We start from the raw sequence: 21,541 nt of genomic DNA, 5'->3' as shown, positions 1-21,541 counted from the left end.
CCGTCGTGACATCACCTCTAACGGACTCCACCGGCGCCAGGATCAGTCACGTAGTCGGAGCCGGTCGTGTGCGAGACGTGGGCGATGGCGTCGAACGCGTCGAACACCGGCAGGTTCAGGAAATAGTCGGCCATGCGGGACTGCCGGACGGCTTCCGCGTCCTCGACCTGGGACCGGGCCGCGCGCAGGTTCGCGAGAGTCCAGAGCGCGTCGGTGGGGAACGCCGCTTCGATGCTGTGGCCGGTGGGCGGCGGGAGCGGCGCGTCGTACCAGGTGCCCTCGGGGCGTTCCGGCGTCGGTTCGCCCACGGTGGTGGTACGGCCGTGGCTCGAGGTCACGCCGATGGCGCGGTAGTCGTCTCCCAGAGCGGCGGCGAGGTGGGCTCCGGCCGGCAGCAGCGGGCTCTCGCCGTCCTCGGCCGCGGGAGTCCGCTGGATGTGCCAGTTGTGCGCGGCCAGCACGACGCGTTGGCCGGACCCGTCGCCGTCCAGGAGCCGCAGGACGGACTCCGCCATGTAGACGTCGCGGAACGTCGACGCGACCTCGAAGCTCTCCCCGGTGGCGGTGGCGCGATGGAGCTGATCCAGGTACCAGGCGCCGCGAAGGTGCCACAGCGCTGTCTGGTGCTCGGCCCCGTGGCCGCGGCTCCGCTGGACGAAGGTCAGCCGGCGCATGACGGCCGTCAGCTCGCTCAACGCGCTGGTCAACGTGTCGCGCTCGCCGGGGCCGAGTTCCTGGTAGCGGGCGAAGGCTCGCATGGTGACCGGGTCGTGGAAGCTCCGTGTCACCTTGAAGGCTGTCTCCAGGGCGGGGAGCGCGCCGGGACAGGCCCGGCTCAGGTAGCCGGCGAGCGCTTCGAGCGCGGGCAGGGGCGATCCGAAGGCGCCGGGCAGGTCGGTCCCGGCACATCGCAGCGACGGCCCTCCGGGCTTCTCGTTCCGCTGCCGCATCCAGGTCAGCACCTCGTACATCTGCCGGCATTGCCCCAGGGACATGGCGATGCCGGTCTCGGCGACCTGTTCCACCGTCCCCGGGCCGCCCCGGACCCACTTCTCGAGGATCTGTCCCTGGGTGAAGGGGGCCTCCAGGGCGTACACCTGGAAACCGCAACGTTCGACCAGGAAGCGCAGCATGCGATGGCGTACCTGGTAGAACTCCCGGATGTGATGGGAGCTTTCGCCCAAGGCCACCACCCGCGCGTCGCCCACGACGTCCCGGAGCGGTTCGAGATCGTCCAGGGGAGCCTCGAAGTTCAGGGTGTTCAGCGCGGATCCGTGATCACGGATCCAGGTTCTCACCGTCCGCCTGTTGGTCATCTCTCGCCTCCGTGCCGTCGCGCCTCAGGACGATGACCATGTCACGGTGCGCCGACCATGGTCGTCGTCCCGTGGGAGTGGGTTTCCGCTACTCCCCGCGGAGCAGTCGCGGCTCGCGTCAGCTCTCCACGCGCTGCTTCAGCGCTTCATTCAGGCGTACGAAGTTCCGCTCGGTGCCCGCGATCGTCTTTCCGAGGAAGGGCACCAGGATGCCGCTGAAGGTCTCGCGTTGGACGAGGTGGGTTCCGGTCTCCGTCGCGGTCAGGGTGAACTCGTGGGCGCCGTCGAAGATGCCCGGGATGATGAGCCGCCCGAGCCAGCGGAGCGTGCGACCAGGTTCGGCGGCGAGCACCTTGGGGCGGAAGGTCATCGGCTTTCCGCTCTCGGGATACATGCGCAGGGTCAGCGTGGCTCCCACGGTGGCCTGACCCGAGCCCTCACGGATGAAGGGGTTCCACGTCTTGTAGCCGTCGAAGTCGACGAGCACCTCCCAGACCTGTTCGGGTAATGCCTGAATGTCGATGGATGTGCTGATCTCACGCATGGGGCCCTTCTCTCCTCATCCTTTCTCCATGCCTACAGCGCACACGAGGGGGTGATCAAGAGGTCCCGTGTTTCCTTCAGCAGGCGACGCCCTCAGGCCGATGCCGATCATGTAGGCCATCGTCTTACGGACGGTGCGTGAGCCCGCGACGGGGTGCCGGAGCCGGTTGCCCCTCATGGCGGGTTCGACGCCGAAGCGCTGGGTCAGCCGCTGCAGCGGCTGGGCCGCGGCGGCAGGAAGGCGTCTTCTGCGTTCCACCGCGGTGCTGGGAATCGGGGTGGCGTGCGCCTGGGCGTGAAGGAGGGGTCCGGTGAGCAGGTTGGCGGTGGCGACGGCGTCCTGGATGGCGAGGTTGACGCCGAATCCGCCGATCGGTGACATGGCGTGCGCGGCGTCGCCGACGGTGGTCATCGGATGATCTTCCGGGCGAAGGCGTCGATCGCCCGTGTCGAGGACTCCACGGCGGCGAAGCCGCGTTCGATCATGATGTGTTCGTACGCGCCGATCGCCTCCGGCAGGCTGCTGTGGCCCTGCCGGGCGTCGATCAGGTGGCGGGCCAGGTCGGCGGCGTCGCTGAGCGCGGTGTTCGCGCCGGAGGCGCGGGAGGGCGGCATGGCGTGGATCGCGTCACCGAGCAGGGTGACGTGGTCGCTGTCCCATGTGGGGACGGGGACCGAGGTGCCGATCGACAGGTGGAAGGTGTGCTCGGGCCAGGCCTGTTCGACGACGCGGCGCATGGCGGGGTGCGCGGACGTGGTGAGCTCCAGGGCCCGCCGGTGCAGGCCGGAGGCGGGCAGGGCGGCGTCCGCGGCGGTCAGCCGATCGCGCTGTACGGTGATCGCCCACATGACGAAGTCCTCGGTGTCGGTGAGGCGAAGGCCGGGTGCCAGGCGTTCGGCCATGGCCGGGGGCGGGTTCCCGAAGCGCATGTAGCCGATCATCATGGCGGGGTCCATGCCGGTGACGGCGGCGAAGGCGTTGTGCAGCCCGTCCGGCAGTGAGTGTTCGATGCCGGCGGTGACGGGGGTCTTGCCGCCGATCCAGCGGATGTTCAGGTCGTCGATCCGTGCCTGGGGAAGGCGCTGCCGGCGTACGGCGGAGCCGATCCCGTCGGCGCCGACGAGGACGTCACCGCTCTCGTGGGTGCCGTCGGCGAACCAGGCCCGTACGTCGTGGTCGTAGTGGGTGAGCGCCTTGCCGTACCGCACGACGTCGTCCAGGCCGGCGAGCAGGATCTCGCGCAGGGTGGATCTGCTGACCGCGCTGCCCTTCTTGATGATCGAGGTGGCGTCGGGCAGCGGGGGAACGGGGATCTCCCGCAGGTGTTCGCCTTCGGCGTCGATCAGCATCAGGCGTTCGCTGGGCTGGCCACGGGTGGCCTCGTACAGATCGAAGAGGTGCTCGGGCAGGCAGGCGCGCAGGGCGTCCTCGCCGCGCTGATCGAGGTGCACGCGATGCCCCTGGGCCCGGCTGTACGGGCCGGCGTCGCGTTCGAAGACCAGCACGTCGACGCCGGCCCGGCGCAGGCCCTGCGCCAGGCAGAGCCCGCCCAGGCCGGCGCCCGCGATGAGTACCCGTAGCCGTTGGTTCATGTCAGAGCCTTTCTCTGTGCAGGAGACGGTCCAGCGCCTCCGCGAGATGGTCAGGGTCGGCCGAACGCCAGGCGACGAATCCGTCGGGCCGGACGAGCAGCGCCTCAGGTCCGGTGCCGCCCGGCCGGACCTCGATGCCGAGCGGTTCGGCGGCCGCGCGCCAGCGTTGTTCGTCGCTCCCGGCCAGGAGGACGAAGGATCGGGCCGACAGGTCGAAGTGGGGGATCATGCCGCCCGGCAGCAGCGAGGGCGTGCGTGGATCTTCGAAGCGGTCGCCGTCGCCGTACCGGAAACCCAGTTCGAACGTCAGGCGATCGACGGGCAGTGGTTCGGCGGGCGCGGCCATGTGCGCGGGGAGTCTGCTCAGCGCGTCACGCACGGTCAGTTCCGCCAGCGGCCGGCGCTCGGTGTCGTAGGAGTCGAGCAGGGCCGGTCCCGCCTGGCCCGACAGGACGAGCGCGAGCTTCCAGGCGAGGTTGTGGGCGTCCTGGATACGGGCGTTGCCCATCAATCCGGGCGTGGGCGGCGAGCTGTACGCGGACTTGCCCGCCAGCAGCACGCGCCCGCGCACGAACCGGTCGGCGATCCGCGCCGAGATCTCCAGCGGGGTGCGATCGACCAGCTCGACGGGCAGGTCCGGGTGCCCGGCCGCGGTCCTGATCAGCTCCACGCACCGCTCCGGCGTGAGGTCGGTCATCGCTACGGTGAGCCCGAACACGCCGGGCTCCTCCGGCAGCAGCAAGCCGTTCACGCTGCCGAGCAGGTAGCCGTCGCGCAGGTCGAGGTCGGCGCGGAAGCTGATGGTGAGCTGGCGGCCGAGGTTGTCCGGTCCGTGTGCGGGCACCCCGGCCGCGTCCCTGAGGGGCGGGCCGCCGGCCGCGATCAGGTAGCGGGCCTCGATCGTCGTACCGTCCCGCAGGACGCCGGTGACCTGGTCCGTGCGCACTTCGAAGCCGGTCAGCGTGGCGCCCAGGCGTAGCTCGGCGCCACGCTCGCGTGCCTGGGTACGCATGACCGTCTCCAGGTCGCGCTCGTTGCAGACGCACACCGGCACCTCGCTGACCTGTGGAGGGACGGGTTGCCACGGTGAGGGCAGGCGGGTGCCCGCCCTACCGGTGAGCGTGTCGGCCATGATCAGGCCGCCGCTGTCGTATCCGAGCTCGATGGCGCGGACCGGCCGTTCCAGCCCCGCGCCTCGCAGCACCGCCATGGTGCGCGGGTTGAGCCGGTGGTTTCGCGGCGCCCGGGGTACGTCCCGTGCGCTCTCCACCACCAGGCATGCCAGGCCGTACCGGCCGAGGAGAGCCGCCATGGTCAGCCCGCTGAGGCCGCCGCCGGCAATCAGTACATCCATTCTTCATCACCCGTTGGAGAATCTAGCGTCATGGCACGCATACTTCAACGGGTGTTGGAGAAAATGTAGAATCACGTCATGAGCGGACGATCAGGCCGATGGCGCAGCGGGGAGAAGAGCCGCCACAAGATCTTGGCGGCGGCACGCGTGCGATTCGCCGGCGACGGCTACGATCGCGCCACCGTACGGGCCATCGCCGCCGACGCCGGCGTGGATCCGTCCATGATCAGCTACTTCTTCGGGGGCAAGGACAAGCTGTTCGCCGCCGTACTCGAGGCGCCCGACAGCCCCCGCGAGCCGGTCGCCGAACTGCTCGCCCATGGCGTCGGCGGCGTCGGCGCCGAACTGGTCCGGCGCTTCCTGCAGGTGTGGGACGCCAGCGCGAGCCTGGAGCCGATCCTGACGCTGACCATGTCCGCGGGCAGCCAGGATCCGTCGGCGCAGATGTTGCGCGAGTTCATCGACAAGGAGTTCACGGCGCAGGTCGCCGACCGGCTCGAAGGCCCCGACGCGGCGATGCGCGGCGCGCTCATCACCGCCCAGCTGATGGGGCTGGCGGTGGCCAGGTACGCCGTGCGCGTCGAACCGATCGCCTCGGCCGGTCACGATGCGATCGTGACGTGGGCGGGGCCGGCCGTTCAAGCCATGCTCGACGGCGACGCCGTCCCCGATCGGTGAGGATCGGCTCACCCGGTCCAGGTCCGCGGGGATGGTCAGTTGCAGGGGTGCCTCGATGGTGAAGCGGGCGGGTCGCAGCCGCGCCGCCACACGGCGGCAGGGGGAGGCGGCCATGGCGTGGCGCCGACCGCCCGCACGATCGAGGAGAGCGCCCAGGTCCGCCATGAGGCCGGCCACCGCATCGCTCGGCCGCTGACCTCGCGTCGAGTCAGGTCTTAGTCGTGCTTGGGCCAGGTCGGCCCCTGGTCGGTCCAGGTGACACCCTTGTTGCGGCACAGGCAGAAGGGGTGGCCGATCGGGTCGGTGTAGATCCGCCAGCCGTAGCCCTCGGGGCCGATGAAGTCCTGCCGCAACGTCGCGCCAAGCTCGAGCACGCGGCGCTGCTCGGATTCGATGTCGTCCACTTCGAAATCGAGGTGGAACTGCTTGGGGTGCTCGGTGTCGGGCCACTGCGGGGCGCGGTAGTCGTCCACCCGGATGAAGGCCAGCTCGATCTCACCGAACTGGATACCGGCCCAGTCCTCGTGGCTGCGTTCCTTGATCGGGCGGCCTGTCACCTCGGAGTAGAAGGCCGCCAGCGCCATGGTGTCCGGGCAGTCGATGATGAAATCGGTGAGCTTGAGCATCCCGCGAGCTTGCCAGAAGATCACGGAAGCCCGAGAACGTGTCGCTGAACCCCGATGATTCTTTGAGACACCGGTGACCGGGATGCCACAGCCATTCACCATGCCGCCCAGGCTGTGCCCCTGTTCCACCGGGACAACGACCAACGCTTATCGGGTCCGCGGGGCAGGCAGAGCGGGCACCGTCTGCGCCTGTCGTGGCCGGCTCAGGCAGGTTGTGGCGGGGCCGATCTCGATCGTGCGCCCGCTCAGCCACCTCGTAGAACCGCGCCGGGTGGCGCTGCTGCCTTTCTCCTGGTCTTCAGGTGTGATCCCACTCCTACTCACGTCCAGCGCCATGAGGAGAGCCACCCGCATCGTGCGCGTCTGGAGACGAGCAAGGTGCCGTGTCCGGCGCCCTGTGTCACGCCTTGGGGACGTCGAACAGCTCGATGAGCCGCCGGATCGGGATGTCCTGCGGATCGGGGTGGCGCAGGTAGCGGTCCGGGACCAGGGTGTAGTGGTTGCTGCTGCCGCGGCGCACCACCTCCACATAGCCGGCCTGCTGCAGGTCGGCCACGATGGCCTGCACCGCCCGCTCGCTGAGCCCCAGCCGGTCGGCGATGTCGCGGCTCAGCAGGTCCGGATCGCGATCGATGGCGACCAACGCCCGGGCGTGGCTGGTCAGAAACGTCCACCCTGTGTAGGGGGCGGAGAGGCGGTCGTGCAGTTCGGCGTGCCGGAACTGGTAAACCGGCCCGACAGTACGCAGTAGTCCTAGTCGATGGGCGTCGTCAAGGAATCTCATCAGCCGTCGAGGCAGACGCCGCTTGGCCCGGAGCATGGCTATCGTGGTGAGGTAGGTCACCGCAGCCGTACCGAGTTCTCTGAATCCGAACGGCACTGTGACGATGAATCCCTGCCGTCGCGGAACTGGGATCTTGAGTGAAGTGCCGAGACCGCCGGTGAGCCCAAACGCGATCGCGGCTCCGAAACCCGCCGCCGGCCCGAAAGTGAGCCCGAACGTTATCCCCACAGTGAGCCCGACCGCGAGGGTATGTGCTCCCGTCATCTTCAGGTCGCCGTTGAGCGTGGATGAGGGGGTACTTGCGCGGGCGGTGGCCGAGGGCTCTGCGATCAAGCCGGTGTACCCGAACGCGAGTCCTGTGACGATCGGATAGACGAGTGCGACGGTCAGCGCCGCCGCCGGGCCCACTATGAACGCGACCGCAAGCGCGATCACGATCCCGACCACGGCCGTGAGCCTGAGCGCGAGGCGGAATTCGCGGGCGAACCGGCCGATGCGCCCGCGAATTCGCAGATTGGCGTGGGTGGGTTCCGGGTGGAGTTCCTCACTGAGCCCGAAGAGAAGTCCTCCTAAGACACCGCCCGGGATCATCAGTATGAGCCCGACTTTAAGGGAGAACTCGAAGCCGAATCCGAACCCGAACACAAGGCCACCGCATATCCCGACCGCTATTCGGACCCCGTGTAGCGGTCCCCGCACCGACTTGCGAAGGTGCGACCAGTCGAGCTCACGAGTGCCGGTCTTGTCCAGGTGATGCGCGAGGTAGCCGAGCCACTGGGCCACTTGGCCGGGGTCGTAATGGCGGCGAGGCCGGAAATGCTCGGCGGGATTACTGCTGGGCAGGCGAGTTTCGATGAGTTTGGGGATGAGGCGGTCGAATAAGTGGGAGCGTAGTGCGTGGTAGTCGCTGCCCAGAGGGCCCGTCAACGGGGCAGGGTCGGCGTCAGGGGTGACGTAGACGGTGCGGATCAGCCACAGGCCCAGCGGGGTGGTTGCCATCCTGGCCAGGCCGGCCGGTGCGGGACCGGCGGTCAGGGCCGTCAAGACCGGCTCCCAGGCGTCCGGCAAGGCGTCGGGCAGGCAGGAGCGCAGGTAACCGGCGGCGTCAGCGGGGGTGAGAAGCTGGGGGATGATGATCACGGCGGCGGTGAGTGGCCGGCCTGCAGCACTGACGGCGGTGGCGAACTCGGCGCTACGGCTGGTGAGAATGAGCTGGTCGCGGGCGGACAGTGAGGCGTTGAGCGCGGCGATGACCCGAGCGCGGGCATCGTCGGGAATCTCGTCCAAGCCGTCCAGGACGGGCAGGATGTGACCGCCGTTCACGAGCGCGGCTGCGGCGCCGGGGCCGAACTCGGGGGCGGCCAGCGCCGGGTAGTCCTGGACCAGTCGAACGGCGAGCCAGTCCTGCAGGTGGGGGTGGACGTCGAGGTCCCAGCCGGAGACTGGGAGGAGCACCGGCACCGGCACAATTTCCCCGGGGGCGGCGCGGGCCTTGTCGGCCTCGCGGACGGATAGCAGGTGGAGCAGCAGTTGCACCGCCAGGGTGGTCTTGCCCATCCCCGCCGCGCCGGTGATGACCAGCCGGCGCCGGGCCAGAGCCTGGAACGCCTTGGCCAGGCGCTCGATGTCGTCGCTGCGGCCGGTGAAGTCCGGTTCCGCCTCGGCGGTGACCAGGCGGGGGTGGCTCATCAGCGTCTCATCGGTGGACAGCCGCCAGAGCACCGGAATCGGGTCGGGGTCATTCAGTAGGCGGTGCCGGGCTTCGTCCTGCCACTGCCGATCCACCAGAATGGCCAGCGCCCGGGCGGCGCTGTCCACCGCGGCATCGGTCGGGAAGGTTTCACCATCGGAACGTCGAGCGAAGGCGACCAGCGCTGCCACGGCGCTGGCGGCGGCCAGCGTCACGGCGACGACGTCCGCGAGGTTGACATCGGCGGCCGGTTTCCAGGCACGCCACACGAAAACCACCAGAGTACCCAGGGCGATGGTGGCCAGCACGGCGAGCGAGATCCGCAAGCCGCCCCTGCGTCTGTTCACGCTGACATCGTCCCCTCTGGGCATGCCGTTCGGCAGGGTCGCACGCGAAATCATCTTCATTCGGTCTCCTTCGGCAGTACGTCCCGAAGAACACCGACCTCCGCACATTCACACAGGCCCAGCTCGACGCCATGGCATCAGAACTCAACCACCGGCCACGAGAAATGCGTGACTACCACTCGCCCGCCGAAATCTCGCGGCGCATGCCTTCGGCCGTGCGCGGACGATGTCGCGGCGGGCGGTCCCATGACGCCGGGGCCGGCGAGCTGCATGGCGCCGTAGCCGAACCGGGTGACGGTCAGGTCGCCGAGGGTCCACGTGCCGCCGGGAAGTGAGGTGGAGAACATGCTGGGGCCTCCGTCTCGTGTCGGGGGTGTCCATCGGCGCCCTGCACCACTATTGGTGAGTAACATCCTGCTGGGAAGTACGCACTTCAGGGTGCGTAACACACCCGCCAACGGTGGAAGGCCAGCCCGTGCCCGGGGATCAGCGGCGGGGGAGGGCGAGGGCGCAGAGTGCGAAGGCGACGGCGAAGGCGGCTTGCACGATCATGCACACGGCGAGTGCGGTGGTGTAGGTGGCACCGGCGGGTGCCGCTGATCCGGCAGTAGCCGCGGCGAGTAGCCCGCCGGCCACGGCGACGCCGAGGCCCATCGCGGCTTGTTGTGTCGTCTGGAGCGCTCCCGACGCGGCCCCGGCGGAAGCAGGCGGGACGTCGGCGATCATCGCGCCGACGAGGGGGCCGAACATGAACGCTTGCCCGATGCCGACGCCGACCAGGGACGCGGCGAGAGTCCAGGAGTTCAGGCCGGTGCCCTGCAGGAACACCGAAGCCGCGGTGACCGCAAGCAGCGCCGCCTGGATGACGCCGCCGATGATCAGCAGTCGGCGGAACCCGAAGCGCGGGGCGAGCTTCCCGGACCAGACGGAGACGACGAAGAAGCACAGGGCGTACGGAAGCAGCACGAGAGCGGCGTGCATCGGGGTCCAGCCCAGCCCGGTCTGTGTGGTGACGGCGTAGAGGAAGGTGAACGCGCCGAAAGCCGACTGGAGCATGAGGGCCATCACGAGTCCGACGCGGTAGGAACCCAGGCGGAACAGGGGTGGCGGGACCAGCGGGAGGCGGTCGCCGCGGTGCAGCCGGAGCTGCCGTCTCCAGAACGCCGCGAACAGGACGGGGACGGCGGCGAGCAGCGCCCAGCACCAGGCGGGCCAGCCGAGCGCGGCGCCCTGGGACAGCGGGACGAGCAACGAGACGAGGGCGGAGCCCAGCAGCACGGTGCCGATCAGGTCGAGCGAGTGGTGGCCGGGAGAGCTGGTGGCCGGCACCCAGCGCAGGGCGGCGAGAAACGCGAGGACGCCCATGACGACACTCACCGCGAAGACCATGCGCCAGCCGGAGCCGAAGAGCAGCACTCCGCCGAGGATCTGCCCGATCGCCGTCGCGCCTCCCGCGGTGGCTCCGAACAACGCGACCGCCCTGGCGCGTTCGCGGCCCTGCGTCGACGCGGTGATCGTCGCGAGCACCTGGGGGACCATCGCCGCCGCGGAGACGCCGGTGAGGGCGCGCGCGGCGATCAGGACGATGACGGTGGGGGAGAGGGCCGCCATCAGCGAGAAGAGGGTGAAACCGGCCATGCCGAGAAGGAACAGGCGGCGGCGCCCGTACAGGTCACCGAGGCGCCCGCCGAGGACCATCGGCACCGCGAAGCCGAGCGAGTACACCGAGACGACGAGCGATTGCTCGGCAGGGGAGGCGTGCAGTGACGCTCCGATATCGGGTACGGCGATGCCCGCGGCGGCGAAGCTGACCACCGAGAGGAGCAGAGCGGAGAGGGTGGCGAGGAGCCCGGGAAGCCCGAGCGTCCGTGGCCGGGATCGGGTCGTTGGTGTCGAGGTTGTGGTCACGGGTCGATGCTGCGTGGTCGCTGATCCGGGTACCAGAAGCCTGGTTATGGGGGTATCAGCCGAACCTGGATGGGCGACCGTGGGTGCAGCAGTATGGAGTCATGACCGACACGATCTCCCCGAGCGCCCGGCGTGAGCTCGGCGATTTCCTCCGCACCCGGCGCGAGCGGCTGAGTCCCGGCAGGGTAGGACTTCCGGCCACCGGGCGGCGTCGCACGCCGGGGCTGCGGCGCGAGGAGGTCGCGGTGCTCGCAGGGGTGGGGGTCACGTGGTACACCTGGCTGGAGCAGGGGCGGCCGATCAACGTCAGCACGCAGGTGCTCAAGGCGGTCGGCCGGGCGTTGCGGCTGGACGAGGCGGAAACGCGGCATTTGCGGAGGCTCGCCGGCGTACGGCCACCGGCCACCGATCCGGCCGGATGCGACCCGGCTCTGCTGACCGCCTTCCAGCCGGTGCTGGACAAGCTGGATCCCTATCCCGCGTGCCTGCAAACGCGGCTGTTCGACGTGGTGGCGTACAACCGGGCGTACCGGCACCTCTTCACCGACATGGACCTGATCCCGTCCGCTGAACGGAACTGCGCCGTGCAGTTCTTCACGGACCCCGACTGGCGCAGCCGGTACGTCGACGACGACATCGTCGCGACCAGGATGGTGGCGAGGATGCGCGCCGCGGCGAGTGCCGGGACGGCGGGAGCGGATGCCTCGAGCGTGGTCGGGCGGTTGCTGGAGCGGTCGGACGAATTCGCGCGACTGTGGAGCCGCCACGACGTGCTCCTCCAGCACTACGAGGTGAAACGCCTTGAGAGTCCGCTGGTGGGGCTTCTCCAGCTGAACTTCGTTTCCACCGACGTCACGGAGACGGGCCACCGGCTGATGGTGATGACCCCCGGCGACGAGGAGACATCGCGGAGGCTGGAACAGTTGTCAGGCCTGGCGGCGACCGTGCCTGGTCTCTTGGGTGATCGGCGGTGACCGAGAAGAGGCGTACTCGCCACCGTCTGCCTGGCCTTCTTCATGACATCACGATCCCCGGCCTGTCGGCGTGCTGCTGTCGTCGGCGGGGTTGTCCGTGCTGGTGTTCGCGCTCCTGGGCGGCGAGCTCTACCTGGCCGGCCTCGGCGGCCTCCTCCTCGGCGCCTTCCTGGCCCAGCAACGCTCGGCGCAAGAGCGCACGCCGCTGCTGCCCTTCCGGCTCTTCAGTGCCTCGGCCGGCAGCTCACCCCGGGTGGAGACGCGCATCGCCTGTCCCGCGCTGCCGCGGCGCTTCCCGGCCCTGAGACTGACGGTGCTCCCCGAGGAGGTGCCGACGCGGACGGACCGGGTGGTCTACGGCGTGGATCGGCTCCTGGTCGAGTGGTAGGCACGGGGTTCGTAGAGTAGGCACATGATCTACGCGGTGATCCCTTTGACCGATACCGTCCGGCGAGCCGTCAAGGAGCAGTGGGGAGTTGACGGACATGCGGAGGCGGTGCGGCTGCACGGCGGGGAGGAGTCGGCCGCGTACCAGCTCGGGGACCATGTGGTACGCGTCGGTCCCGAGTGGCGCGGCAGCGAGGAGACGGAGTGGTGTCACGCGGTCGCCCGGCACGCCGCCACCCGGATGCCCGAGGCCGTCGCACCGCTGACCACGTTCGACGGCGCGACGGTCACGCGGGTGGAAGGACGGCCGGTGTCGCTGTGGCCGCTTGTCCAGGGGAACTGGCCGCAGGAGTCGGAGCAGGCCGACCAGGCGGCCCGTCTGCTGGCCCGCCTGCACAACGCCCTGTCCACGGCCCGCCCGGGGCCCCGCCCCGTCCGGTCCTTCGCGGAGTACGGGCTGTTCGGCGCCGAGGACGGCCCCGGAGGGCACGGCGGCCTCGACGACCCCGATCTGGATCGCTGGCTCACCGAGTTCCACCGTACGCACGCGAGCCGTCATCCCTTGCACGGCGACTACTACGCGGGCAACACGCTGGCCCATGGAGACGTGCTCACGGCGGTCCTGGACTGGGACGAGTCCTTCGTGGGCGCTCCGGAGTACGAGCTGGCCGCCGCCGCGACCGAATGGGGAGAAGACGAGCTTCCCCTGGTACGCCGGTTCGTCGACGCGTACCTGGACGAGGGCGGAACGGCCGGAGACCTCGGCGACGAGGCGCTGGCCCAGCTGATCAGGCACAAGCTGCGCAGGGAGGCCGCCTACTTCGAGCAGTCCGTCGCCCGCGGCGTCACGCACGACCAGGAGGACCTCGACTATCACCACGACCGGACCGAGCTCTTCCACCGCCTCCGGCCCTGACCCTCGGGTCACGCACGCTGGGGCACGCTGGGCGGTCGTTCCCCGCGCAGCAGATCCCGCCAGTCGGCCGGCCAGTTGAGCAGGGCGAAGACGAACATGATCACCAGGTTGGTGGGCGCGGCGACACGTTCGTAGAGCTCGCTGCCGGCCACGATGTGCGTCGTGGTCGCGGCGGTGAGGACGAGGATCAGGGCCGTCGCGCCGACGAACCTGAACCGCCGGCGGGGGATGACCAGCAGAACAGCGCAGATCCCCTCGATGGTCCCGACCACGAACCTGAACCAGGACGGGTATCCCCACTCGACGAACTTCACCGAGTACGCCGGCCCGAAGAACGTGGGGCCGGGCCAGTACTTCGTGACGAAGCCCATGAAGAAGGTGAACGCCACGAACCAGTAGAAGGCCGTCAGCAGCCGTCGCGGCCACACGCGGGTGGACATGATGGTTTCCTCCGAAAGGGATGCCGGCGCTTCAGGCGGGCTGGATGAGGCCGATGACGTTGCCGTCCGCGTCGGTCACCGAAGCGACCAGCTTGCCCCCGCCGACGTCCTTGACCTCCTGCGACGTCGTCGCCCCCGCGTCGAGCAGCGCCCGCAGGCTCGCCTCGAGGTCGTCGACGTGCCAGTACGCGACGGGCCCTGACATCCCCTTCCTGTGGCCCTGCGGGTCCAGGCCGATGTCCTGGCCGTTGACGGAGAAACCCACGTAATACGGCTCGTCCATGTACGGCTCGACGCCCAGCAGCGCGCCGAACATCGCCTTGGCGGCGGTGAGATCCTTGACCGGGTGAATGACGGTCTTGATGCCATGAGTCATGACGTACTCCTCGTGTGTGCCGGTCACATCGGCGAAGGCCGGCGGGTCATAGACATGACACGACCCGACGAAGGAATGTGACCGATGGGTGAGGACGAGTTTCTGGCCGGCCGATTCGAGGAGCATCGCCGCCACCTGCGGACGGTGGCCTACCAGCTGCTCGGTTCGCCGAGCGAGGCCGACGACGCCGTCCAGGAGGCGTGGCTGCGGCTCAGCCGTTCCGACACCAGCGAGGTGGAGAACCTGCGGGGGTGGCTGACCACGGTCGTCGCCCGCGTGTCGCTGAACATGCTGCGCTCGCGCGCCACCCTGCGCGAGGACCCGTGGGAGGCGGTCGCCCCGGACCCGGCCGGTGACGGCGGGAGCGAGCCGGAGCAGGCCGCGCTGGTGTCCGACTCGGTCGGCCTGGCGATGCGGGTGGTGCTGGACATGCTCGCTCCGGCCGAGCGGCTGGCCTTCGTCCTGCATGACGTCTTCGCCGTGCCGTTCGAGGAGATCGCACCGATCGTGGAGCGCTCTCCGGCCGCGGCCAGGAAGCTCGCCAGCAGGGCCAGGCGGCGGGTCCAGGGGGCGGATCCGCCGTCCGGAGCCGACCTGCTGCGGCAGAGGGAGATCGTCGCCGCCTTCCTCGCGGCCTCACGGGGCGGCGACTTCGGCGCGTTGATCGCGTTGCTCGATCCGGACGTGGTGCTGCACGCCGATCGTGCGGCCGTGCTGACGGGCGCGTCCGGACGGCTCCGCGGCGCCACGGCGGTGGCCGGGACCTTCCGCGGCCGTGCCCAAGGCGCGCGGCTGGCGCTGATCGACGGGGCCGCCGGGGCCCTCTGGTCGGGGGGCGGTCAGCCGCGCATGGCGTTCGACTTCACGATCGCCGGGGGGCGGATCACCGAGATCAACCTGATCGCCGACCCCGATCACCTCCGCGAACTCCACCTGGAGGTCATCGAGGACTGACCACGCCGGCCGGGCGATCAGCCGTCCCGCGCGGGTGGGTACAGTCCGGCCTGGCGGTAGATCGCGGTGAGGTAGCGCAGCATCTCGGTGGCGTCCGGCGGGGTGGGCTGCAGGACGCGGTAGGTGACCGCGCCGGCCATCATGTCGATCAGCACGTCCAGGTCGGCGTCGGCGGCCACGGTGCCGTCCTGCTGGGCGCGGCGCAGCATCACGGCGGCCAGCTCGCGGCGGGGCAGGATGTAGTGCTCCCAGTAGACGGCCATCAGCCGCGGGTGACTCACCGCCGAGCCCATGATGCGGGCGACCAGCGCCCGGAAGTCCGCGCTCGCCGCCATCTCGGCCGCCGCGGGCAGCACGCGCTCGACGATGTCACGCGGCCGCAGGGCGTGGACGTCGGCGGCGGACGGGATCACCTCGGCGCGCACCCACTGCTCGATGGCCTGGGCGAGCAGGTCCTCTTTGCTGCTCCAGCGGCGGTAGAGGGTCAGCTTGCCCACGCCGGCGCGTTTGGCGACCTGCTCCATGCTGGTGCCCTCGACCCCCCGCTCGACGAACAGCTCCAGCGCGGCGGCCAGGATCGCGGTGTCGGTTCCGGGGTCGCGCGGACGTCCCCGGCCTCGGGTGGCGGTCATGCCAGGGCTCCGTCCAGCCAGCGGGTGACCTCGGTGGAGCCGCCCTTGCAGGCCAGGTGGCCGTCAGGGCGGATGAGCAGAGCGAGCCCGCCGGCGGGCGCGGTGGGGCGGAGCCGGACGACGCGGTCGCCGAGCCGCCGCCGGGCCGCCTCGAAGGCGGACTCGGCGCCGGGGCCGTCGCCGAGCACCGCCCAGGTGCCTCGCAACTCGGCGTACAGCCGGGTGCGGTCGCCGTCGGGACGCTCGCACGCCAGATCGCCGACGCGGTCACCGGGGCGGGGCTTGGCGCCGCGCCTGCCGCCGAGCGGGCCGCGCCGGTAGCTCACCCACAGCTGGGAGGTGGTGTAGGTGGTCCATCGCTGGATCCACGCCCGGTTGAAGACGCGCAGCAGTACCTGGTCGCGCAGCAGCCGGCCGAGCGGGCTGCCCGCGATGTTGACCTTGGTGGCGGCGGTGCTGCCGCGCAACACCGCGGTGGCCAGCGGGCGGCGTTCGGCCTGGTAGGTGTCCAGCAGGGCGTCCCCGGCCCGGCCCTGAACGACGAGGGCGAGCTTCCAGGCGAGGTTCTCGGCGTCACCGAGCCCGGTGAGCATGCCTTGGCCGCCGAACGGGGCGTGCACGTGCGCGGCGTCCCCGGCCAGCAGGACGCGTCCGGCGCGGTAGGCGTCGGCCAGCCGCCGGTGCACGCTGAACAGCGACGCCCAGGTGACCTCTCCCAGGTTCAGGCCGGACAGGCCGGTCCGCGCGGGGAGGATACGCCGCATGCGCTCGGCGATCTGCTCCTCGCCGGGCTTGTCATCCTGGAAGGCGGCGTCGTACGCGATCAGCCGCCACAGGCCGCCCGGCATCGGCATGGCGCCCAGCATGCCATCGGCGTGCACCCAGCCGCTGGTGCCCGACCGGTCCAGCGCCGGCTCGTCGAGGTGGCCGTCGACGAGCAGGAACCGTTCGCTGACCTTCACCCCGGGAAAGCCGATGCCGGCCAGCTTGCGCACCGCACTGCCGGTGCCGTCGCAGCCCACCATCCAGCCGGCCCGGACGGTGGAGCCGTCGGCCAGCACCGCGGTGACGCCGGTGCCGTCCTGGTGGGCCTCGACCAGGCCGTTGCCCCATTCCGGCCGGACGCCGAGATCGGCCAGCCGCTCACGCAACCGCGCCTCGACCCGCGCCTGGGAGATCACCATGGGCGGGGCGGCGGTGCCCAGCCCGGGGTCGCCGAACCGGATGCGCATCATCGGCCGGTCGCCGGCGTAGGTGGTGATCGTCATCGCCCGTACCGACTCCTGCGCCAGGCCGTCGAGGGCGTCCAGCCGGTCCAGCACTTCCGAGCCTCTCGCGTGTACGAAGTTCGCCCGGGAGGTGGTGGCCGGGAGCGCGGCCCTGTCGATGACACGTACCGAGACGCCGTGCTGGAGCAGCCCGCACGCCAGCGCGAGCCCCACCGGTCCGGCTCCGACTACCAGGACGTCCGCGTCCATCGAACCTCCAATATATTTACGAGACGGTTCCGTAAATAAATAATGCTGCTGATGGGCCGGTCTTGTCCAGCCCGTGCTCCCAGAGGCTGACGGCTCGGGTCGGGTCGCGTCGGCCTTACCTCCTCACCAGGTCACCCGTAGCGCGTTCAGGCCGAACGCGACGCTGAAGGTCCGGAAGCTCGTCTGCTCGAAGGGGTCGGCGAGAGCGAGGCCGGGGAAGCGCCGCAGCAGGGCGGGCAGGGCGATGCGCATCTCCATGCGCGCCAGCGGCGCGCCGAGACAGTGGTGCACCCCGTGGCCGAACGCGACATGACCGGCGGACTCCCTGGTGACGTCGAGCCGGTCCGGCTCGGCGACGAACGCGTGGTCGCGGTTGGCGGCGGGCAGCGAGCAGATCACCAGCGCGCCCGCCGGGATGACCTGCCCGGCGATCTCCACCTCGGTCGTCGTGGTGCGGGGCGGAGGGGACTGGGAGATGGACAGCCACCGCAGCAGCTCCTCGACGGCGGGCTCGATCCGCGCCGGGTCGTCACGGATCATCGCGAGCTGGTCCGGATGGCGCAGCAGGGCCAGGACGCCCAGTCCGAGCATGTTCGAGGTCGTCTCGTGCCCGGCCAGCAGCAGCTGCCCGGCGACGCCGATGAGCTCGTCGGTGCTGAGCTCGTCGCCGTGCTCGCGTACCAGCATGCCGAGCATGTCCTCGCCCGGATCGGCCTGTGCCTGGGCGACCAGGCCGGCCAGGTACGCACGCTCCTCCCGCCGCACCGCGGCCAGTTCCTCCGCCGGCAGGGAGGTGTCCAGCTGGCGCACGGAACGATCCTGGAACGCGGCGCGGTCGGCGTACGGCACGCCCAGCAGCTCGCAGATCACCAAGGACGGCACCGGCAGCGCGAAGTGCGCCACCAGATCGGCCGGCTTGCCCGCCTGCTCCAGATCGTCCAGAGCCGCCTGGACGATCTCGACGATCCGCGGTTCGAGCCGGCGCATCCGCCGTACCGTGAACTCGGGGGTGAGCATCCGGCGCAGCCGCGTATGTTCCGGCGGGTCCAGCCCGATCAGTTGCCCCGCGCGCATCCTGGCCACCTCGCCGGGGTCAAGGGCGCCGGCTCCGCGAAGCGGGGTCAGGGCGCTGCTGAACCGCTCCGAATCCGCAAGGACCCGGCGGACGTCCTCGTGGCGGCAGACCAGGTACCCGGGCAGGCCCCAGGGCGTCTCCACCCGGACCACGCCCTCATCGTCGCGGGCCCGGGCCAGCTCATCCGCCGGGTCCAATCCGTTCCGCCGCATCTGCAGCGGCGGTTGGTTCGCTTGCGTCATGTTCGTCCATCCGTCCTTATGGGGTACGTTCACCAGCCGTAGGGGCCGAACCGCCCCCAGGCGACGAGCACGCAGAGCACGAGCAGGACGGCCGTGGCCCTCAGCCCGGCCGGCTCCTTCCTGCGCAGGTGCATGGCCCCGGCCAGAGCCATCATGATCGCCAGCCCGGTCGCGGCGATCGGCGTCAGGACGGGTGCGATCCCGACGGCGGCCGGCACGATCAGCCCGATCGCGCCCAGCAGTTCCGCCACGCCGATGGCCCGCACGGCCGTCTGGGAGAACATCCGCGCCCACGGGTACTTGCCGGTCAGCTTGTCCTTGAGCCGGAGGAGTTTCTCCAGGCCGGACATGGCGAACATGGCGGCGAGGACCGCCTGCACGATCCACAGGAACATGTTCATAGAGGTGTCTCATCTGTTGTCGTCGACGTTCGGGGATTCCCGCTGTCCAGGCGACGAACGAGCGGCCGCCACGGGGACACCACCGTGGCCCATGCCTTTCAGGCGGGCGCGGGATGGGCGAAGTCCATCTCCTTCGTGAACGCCACCCTGCGCTGCCACGGCACGAACAACCGGGAGATCACCGGCATCTTGAGCATCCGCGTCAGCGCCCTGCGCCGCAGCAGTTCCACCCGGCCGACCGGGCCGAACGCCGCACGCACCCTGTCGGCCTTCGGCCCGGTGAACCCGGCTCGACGAACGAACCCACCTCCGAGGGGACACCCGGGCTTGCCGGCTACTCCGCGTAGGGCTGGTCCGTTCCGTGGGCGCTGTAGCCGAGGCTCCAGATGTAGCCGTCCGGGTCGGCGAACACGCCGCCGTAGCCGCCCCAGGGCAGGGCGCCGGCCGGCTTGAGTATCGTGGCGCCGGCCTTCTGAGCCTCGGCGATGATCTCGTCCACCCGTGCCTCGCTACGGACGACATAAGTCAGCACCAGCCCGCTGAAACCGCTGCCTTCCGCGCTCGTGCCCACCTGGCCGGCCAGGCCTTCGCGGCCGTAGAAGCCGACGGGCGAGGCTCCATCCGATGCGAAGAACACCGAGATGCCGTAGTCGTCCTTGATCTTCCAGCCGAGCCCCTCGGTGTAGAACCGCTTGGCCCGGTCCATATCCCGGACGCCGAGAAGGATGGAGCTGACGTGCGCTTTCATGGCATATCTCCCTATGTCTCGCCCGGGGACGTCACATCGGCGTGCGTTCGCCGGTCAATAGGTATGACCGGCGAAACGGAGGAATGTGACAGATGGCCGAGCAGAACTGGCTGAGCGAGCGGTTCACCGAGCACAAGGACCGCCTGCACGCGCTGGCCTACCGGATGCTCGGCTCACCCGGCGAGGCCGAGGACGCGGTTCAGGAGACCTGGCTGCGGGTCAGCCGCGCCGGCACCGGCGACCTGGAGAACCCGGCCGGCTGGCTGACCACGATCACCGCCCGCGTCTGCCTGAACATGCTCGAGGCACGCCGCAACCGGCGCGAGGAGCCGGCCGGCGTGCTGCCGCCCGAACCGGCCGCACCGCGGACGAGCCTCCACCCGGGTACGCACGCGGGCATGCATCCGACCGGCCGGTCCGGCCCGGAGGAGGAGGCGCTGCTGGCGGACTCGGTCGGTGCCGCGCTGATGGTGGTGCTGGACACGCTGACACCCGCCGAGCGGCTCGCGTTCGTCCTGCACGACGTGTTCGCGGTGTCGTTCGGCGAGATCGGGGAGATCATCGAACGTTCCCCGGCGGCGGCCCGGCAGCTCGCCAGCCGCGCCCGGCGCCGGTTGCAAGGAGCGGCCGACGCCTCCGACGCCGCGCGGTCGCCGAAGCGGGAGATCGTCGCCGCCTTCCTGTCCGCCTCCCGCAACGGGGACTTCGCCGCCCTGCTGGAGATCCTCGATCCGGATGTCGTGGTCGGCGAGGTCCGCGGCAGCCACGCGGTGGCGACCTTCTTCGCCGGACGGGCCGAGGCCGCCCGGCTCGCTCTGGTCGACGGCGTCGCGGCGGCGGCCTGGTTCCATCTCGGCCGGCCGAAGGCCGTGTTCGCGTTCACCGTCAGCGGCGGGAAGATCACCCGTATCGTCATCGACACCGATCCGGAACGGCTGCGCGACCTCGACATCGTCGTCCTCACCGCGAGCGACAAGGAGCGGCGGTGACCGGCCCGGACCTCCGGCTGGCCTCCTGTGCTCTAGCCGTCCACGACGTCGATGAGGCGCTCGGCTTCTACCGGGACGTGCTCGGCTTCGCGGCCGGCGAGGACGTCGCGCACGAGGGGATGCGATGGGTGAGCGTCACCCCGCCCGCGCAGCCGCACGTCCGGATCCACCTCACGGCACCCGGCACGGGATCGCTGGGCGGTCTGACCTTCGCGACCGACAACTGCGACGCCACCTTCGTGCACATCGAGGCCGCGGGCGCCGAAGTGATGCAAGAACCGATCAACCGGCCCGACGGGACCAGGGACTGTGCCTTCCTCGACCCGTCCGGCAACATGCTGCGATTCACCGAACCCGCCGAGCCCGCCGGGTCGCGACGTTGGATCTCATGGGGTGCCGGCCGAAGGGTTCAGTAGTTCGCGGGCCAGCGCCTCACCCCACCAGCTCTCGATCCGGTCGGGCGACCAGGAGCGTTCGATGTGAAGGGTGGTGTAGACGTCGATGTTGCACAGGGCGGCGTAGATGTCGACGGCGGTCGGGACGTCGAGCCCGGGGCGGAGCGCGCCGTCCGGCCAGGAGGAGAACACCTGGGTGCGGTACTCGCCGACCTGCCGCCGGCCCCGCAGATAGAAGTCCGCGAAATCGGGCTCGGTACGGCCAGCGTCCCGCATCAGCGCGATCAGATCGCCCGCGCGCTCGAAAAGACGCCGATCGTAGCCGGCCATCGTGGCCAGGTGTTTTCGGGGGTCGGTCGTGGCCTCCAGCTCATCGAGCGTCTGGGGCAGCCCCGCGGCCATGTCCGCGGCATCGGCCAGCGCCCAGACCAGCCCCGCCTTGTTCTGGTAGGCCGCGTACACGGTCGGAACGGAGACCCCCGCCTCCCGGGCGACGTCCCGCACGGTGGTCGCCGCCCACCCCTGGGACAGGAACAGCCTGCGCGCGGCGTCGGCGATCTCCGCTCGCGTCTGATGTGCCTGCGTCACGCGGCGCAGCGAGGTGTAGCGGCGCCGCCCTGTCTCGTTCTCCATGATCGCACCAAGTCGTGTCAGAGCTTATATTCAATACATGAATCGTAAACTCAACTGATGGT

General features: G+C 70.2%; 25 protein-coding genes. 7 read left to right on the top strand and 18 right to left on the bottom strand.

Annotated elements, in window-relative coordinates; translation table 11 throughout:
* Positions 1-17: 17 nt before the first annotated feature.
* The 5 genes from ACFWY5_RS48730 to ACFWY5_RS48710 all read right to left on the bottom strand — a co-directional run bounded on the left by ACFWY5_RS48730 (position 18) and on the right by ACFWY5_RS48710 (position 4,806).
* The gene (locus tag ACFWY5_RS48730; protein WP_379638995.1) at positions 18-1,316 is read right to left on the bottom strand and encodes an erythromycin esterase family protein; all 1,299 of its coding nucleotides are present in this window, start codon (positions 1,314-1,316) and stop codon (positions 18-20) included.
* A 118-nt stretch (positions 1,317-1,434) separates the two neighbouring features.
* Positions 1,435-1,860, bottom strand: a complete 426-nt coding sequence (locus ACFWY5_RS48725; RefSeq protein ID WP_379638994.1) for an SRPBCC family protein — start codon at positions 1,858-1,860, stop codon at positions 1,435-1,437.
* A 15-nt stretch (positions 1,861-1,875) separates the two neighbouring features.
* Positions 1,876-2,271 (bottom strand): FAD-dependent monooxygenase, encoded by a 396-nt coding sequence (locus tag ACFWY5_RS48720; protein WP_379638993.1) that lies wholly within the window; start codon positions 2,269-2,271, stop codon positions 1,876-1,878.
* Entirely contained in the window at positions 2,268-3,452 is a 1,185-nt protein-coding gene (locus ACFWY5_RS48715) for an FAD-dependent oxidoreductase (RefSeq protein WP_379638992.1), read from the bottom strand. The genes ACFWY5_RS48720 and ACFWY5_RS48715 overlap by 4 nt, the downstream gene beginning before the upstream one ends.
* Position 3,453: 1 nt before the next feature.
* Positions 3,454-4,806, bottom strand: coding sequence for an FAD-dependent monooxygenase (locus tag ACFWY5_RS48710; RefSeq protein WP_379638991.1), 1,353 nt, complete (start codon positions 4,804-4,806; stop codon positions 3,454-3,456).
* A 78-nt stretch (positions 4,807-4,884) separates the two neighbouring features.
* Between ACFWY5_RS48710 and ACFWY5_RS48705 the strand changes: the two genes are divergently transcribed.
* Complete coding sequence (locus tag ACFWY5_RS48705; RefSeq protein ID WP_379612583.1) at positions 4,885-5,484, top strand: TetR family transcriptional regulator; 600 nt, start codon at positions 4,885-4,887, stop codon at positions 5,482-5,484.
* A 215-nt stretch (positions 5,485-5,699) separates the two neighbouring features.
* Here the strand turns inward: ACFWY5_RS48705 and ACFWY5_RS48700 are convergent, their stop codons facing one another.
* From ACFWY5_RS48700 to ACFWY5_RS48685, 4 genes are all read right to left on the bottom strand, one after another.
* The gene (locus ACFWY5_RS48700) at positions 5,700-6,110 is read right to left on the bottom strand and encodes a VOC family protein (RefSeq protein WP_379638990.1); all 411 of its coding nucleotides are present in this window, start codon (positions 6,108-6,110) and stop codon (positions 5,700-5,702) included.
* A gap of 400 nt (positions 6,111-6,510) precedes the next feature.
* Positions 6,511-8,991, bottom strand: coding sequence for a MarR family transcriptional regulator (locus ACFWY5_RS48695; protein WP_379638989.1), 2,481 nt, complete (start codon positions 8,989-8,991; stop codon positions 6,511-6,513).
* A gap of 77 nt (positions 8,992-9,068) precedes the next feature.
* Complete coding sequence (locus ACFWY5_RS48690; RefSeq protein ID WP_379638988.1) at positions 9,069-9,278, bottom strand: hypothetical protein; 210 nt, start codon at positions 9,276-9,278, stop codon at positions 9,069-9,071.
* A 139-nt stretch (positions 9,279-9,417) separates the two neighbouring features.
* Positions 9,418-10,839, bottom strand: a complete 1,422-nt coding sequence (locus ACFWY5_RS48685) for an MFS transporter (protein ID WP_379638987.1) — start codon at positions 10,837-10,839, stop codon at positions 9,418-9,420.
* 101 nt (positions 10,840-10,940) lie between these two features.
* On the opposite strand from ACFWY5_RS48685, the gene ACFWY5_RS48680 reads away from it, so the two are divergent.
* The 3 genes from ACFWY5_RS48680 to ACFWY5_RS48670 all read left to right on the top strand — a co-directional run bounded on the left by ACFWY5_RS48680 (position 10,941) and on the right by ACFWY5_RS48670 (position 13,116).
* A complete protein-coding gene (locus ACFWY5_RS48680; protein WP_379638985.1) occupies positions 10,941-11,813 on the top strand; it encodes a helix-turn-helix transcriptional regulator in 873 nt (290 codons plus the stop codon).
* A 70-nt stretch (positions 11,814-11,883) separates the two neighbouring features.
* Entirely contained in the window at positions 11,884-12,201 is a 318-nt protein-coding gene (locus ACFWY5_RS48675; protein WP_379638984.1) for a hypothetical protein, read from the top strand.
* Positions 12,202-12,225: 24 nt separating this feature from the next.
* Complete coding sequence (locus ACFWY5_RS48670) at positions 12,226-13,116, top strand: phosphotransferase enzyme family protein (protein ID WP_379638983.1); 891 nt, start codon at positions 12,226-12,228, stop codon at positions 13,114-13,116.
* Positions 13,117-13,124: 8 nt separating this feature from the next.
* On the opposite strand, the gene ACFWY5_RS48665 is transcribed toward ACFWY5_RS48670, so the two are convergent.
* Entirely contained in the window at positions 13,125-13,556 is a 432-nt protein-coding gene (locus tag ACFWY5_RS48665; protein WP_379638982.1) for a DoxX family protein, read from the bottom strand.
* A 31-nt stretch (positions 13,557-13,587) separates the two neighbouring features.
* Positions 13,588-13,932, bottom strand: a complete 345-nt coding sequence (locus ACFWY5_RS48660; RefSeq protein WP_379638981.1) for a VOC family protein — start codon at positions 13,930-13,932, stop codon at positions 13,588-13,590.
* 84 nt (positions 13,933-14,016) lie between these two features.
* Here ACFWY5_RS48660 and ACFWY5_RS48655 point away from each other — a divergent pair, with 84 nt between their 5' ends.
* Positions 14,017-14,886, top strand: coding sequence for a sigma-70 family RNA polymerase sigma factor (locus tag ACFWY5_RS48655; protein WP_379638980.1), 870 nt, complete (start codon positions 14,017-14,019; stop codon positions 14,884-14,886).
* A 17-nt stretch (positions 14,887-14,903) separates the two neighbouring features.
* Here the strand turns inward: ACFWY5_RS48655 and ACFWY5_RS48650 are convergent, their stop codons facing one another.
* The 6 genes from ACFWY5_RS48650 to ACFWY5_RS48625 all read right to left on the bottom strand — a co-directional run bounded on the left by ACFWY5_RS48650 (position 14,904) and on the right by ACFWY5_RS48625 (position 19,462).
* Complete coding sequence (locus ACFWY5_RS48650; protein WP_379638979.1) at positions 14,904-15,518, bottom strand: TetR/AcrR family transcriptional regulator; 615 nt, start codon at positions 15,516-15,518, stop codon at positions 14,904-14,906.
* Positions 15,515-16,996 (bottom strand): FAD-dependent oxidoreductase, encoded by a 1,482-nt coding sequence (locus ACFWY5_RS48645; protein WP_379638978.1) that lies wholly within the window; start codon positions 16,994-16,996, stop codon positions 15,515-15,517. The genes ACFWY5_RS48650 and ACFWY5_RS48645 overlap by 4 nt, the downstream gene beginning before the upstream one ends.
* Before the next feature lie 123 nt (positions 16,997-17,119).
* Complete coding sequence (locus ACFWY5_RS48640; protein ID WP_379638977.1) at positions 17,120-18,313, bottom strand: cytochrome P450; 1,194 nt, start codon at positions 18,311-18,313, stop codon at positions 17,120-17,122.
* Positions 18,314-18,342: 29 nt separating this feature from the next.
* The gene (locus tag ACFWY5_RS48635; protein ID WP_379638976.1) at positions 18,343-18,714 is read right to left on the bottom strand and encodes a DoxX family protein; all 372 of its coding nucleotides are present in this window, start codon (positions 18,712-18,714) and stop codon (positions 18,343-18,345) included.
* A gap of 98 nt (positions 18,715-18,812) precedes the next feature.
* Positions 18,813-18,974 (bottom strand): hypothetical protein, encoded by a 162-nt coding sequence (locus tag ACFWY5_RS48630; RefSeq protein ID WP_379638975.1) that lies wholly within the window; start codon positions 18,972-18,974, stop codon positions 18,813-18,815.
* A 74-nt stretch (positions 18,975-19,048) separates the two neighbouring features.
* Positions 19,049-19,462 (bottom strand): VOC family protein, encoded by a 414-nt coding sequence (locus ACFWY5_RS48625; protein ID WP_379638974.1) that lies wholly within the window; start codon positions 19,460-19,462, stop codon positions 19,049-19,051.
* Positions 19,463-19,554: 92 nt separating this feature from the next.
* Between ACFWY5_RS48625 and ACFWY5_RS48620 the strand changes: the two genes are divergently transcribed.
* Together ACFWY5_RS48620 and ACFWY5_RS48615 are read left to right on the top strand one after the other, a co-directional pair.
* Positions 19,555-20,451, top strand: a complete 897-nt coding sequence (locus ACFWY5_RS48620; protein WP_379638973.1) for a sigma-70 family RNA polymerase sigma factor — start codon at positions 19,555-19,557, stop codon at positions 20,449-20,451.
* Entirely contained in the window at positions 20,448-20,867 is a 420-nt protein-coding gene (locus tag ACFWY5_RS48615) for a VOC family protein (RefSeq protein ID WP_379638972.1), read from the top strand. Before ACFWY5_RS48620 ends, ACFWY5_RS48615 begins: the two co-directional genes overlap by 4 nt.
* Here ACFWY5_RS48615 and ACFWY5_RS48610 read toward each other — a convergent pair.
* Positions 20,838-21,479 (bottom strand): TetR/AcrR family transcriptional regulator, encoded by a 642-nt coding sequence (locus ACFWY5_RS48610; protein ID WP_379638971.1) that lies wholly within the window; start codon positions 21,477-21,479, stop codon positions 20,838-20,840. The two genes, ACFWY5_RS48615 and ACFWY5_RS48610, sit on opposite strands and share 30 nt — an antisense overlap.
* Between the last annotated feature and the right edge of the window lie 62 nt (positions 21,480-21,541).

The organism is Nonomuraea sp. NPDC059007 (assembly GCF_042740555.1).
Taxonomy (GTDB): domain Bacteria; phylum Actinomycetota; class Actinomycetes; order Streptosporangiales; family Streptosporangiaceae; genus Nonomuraea.
This window is presented reverse-complemented; position numbering and strand designations above follow the sequence as displayed.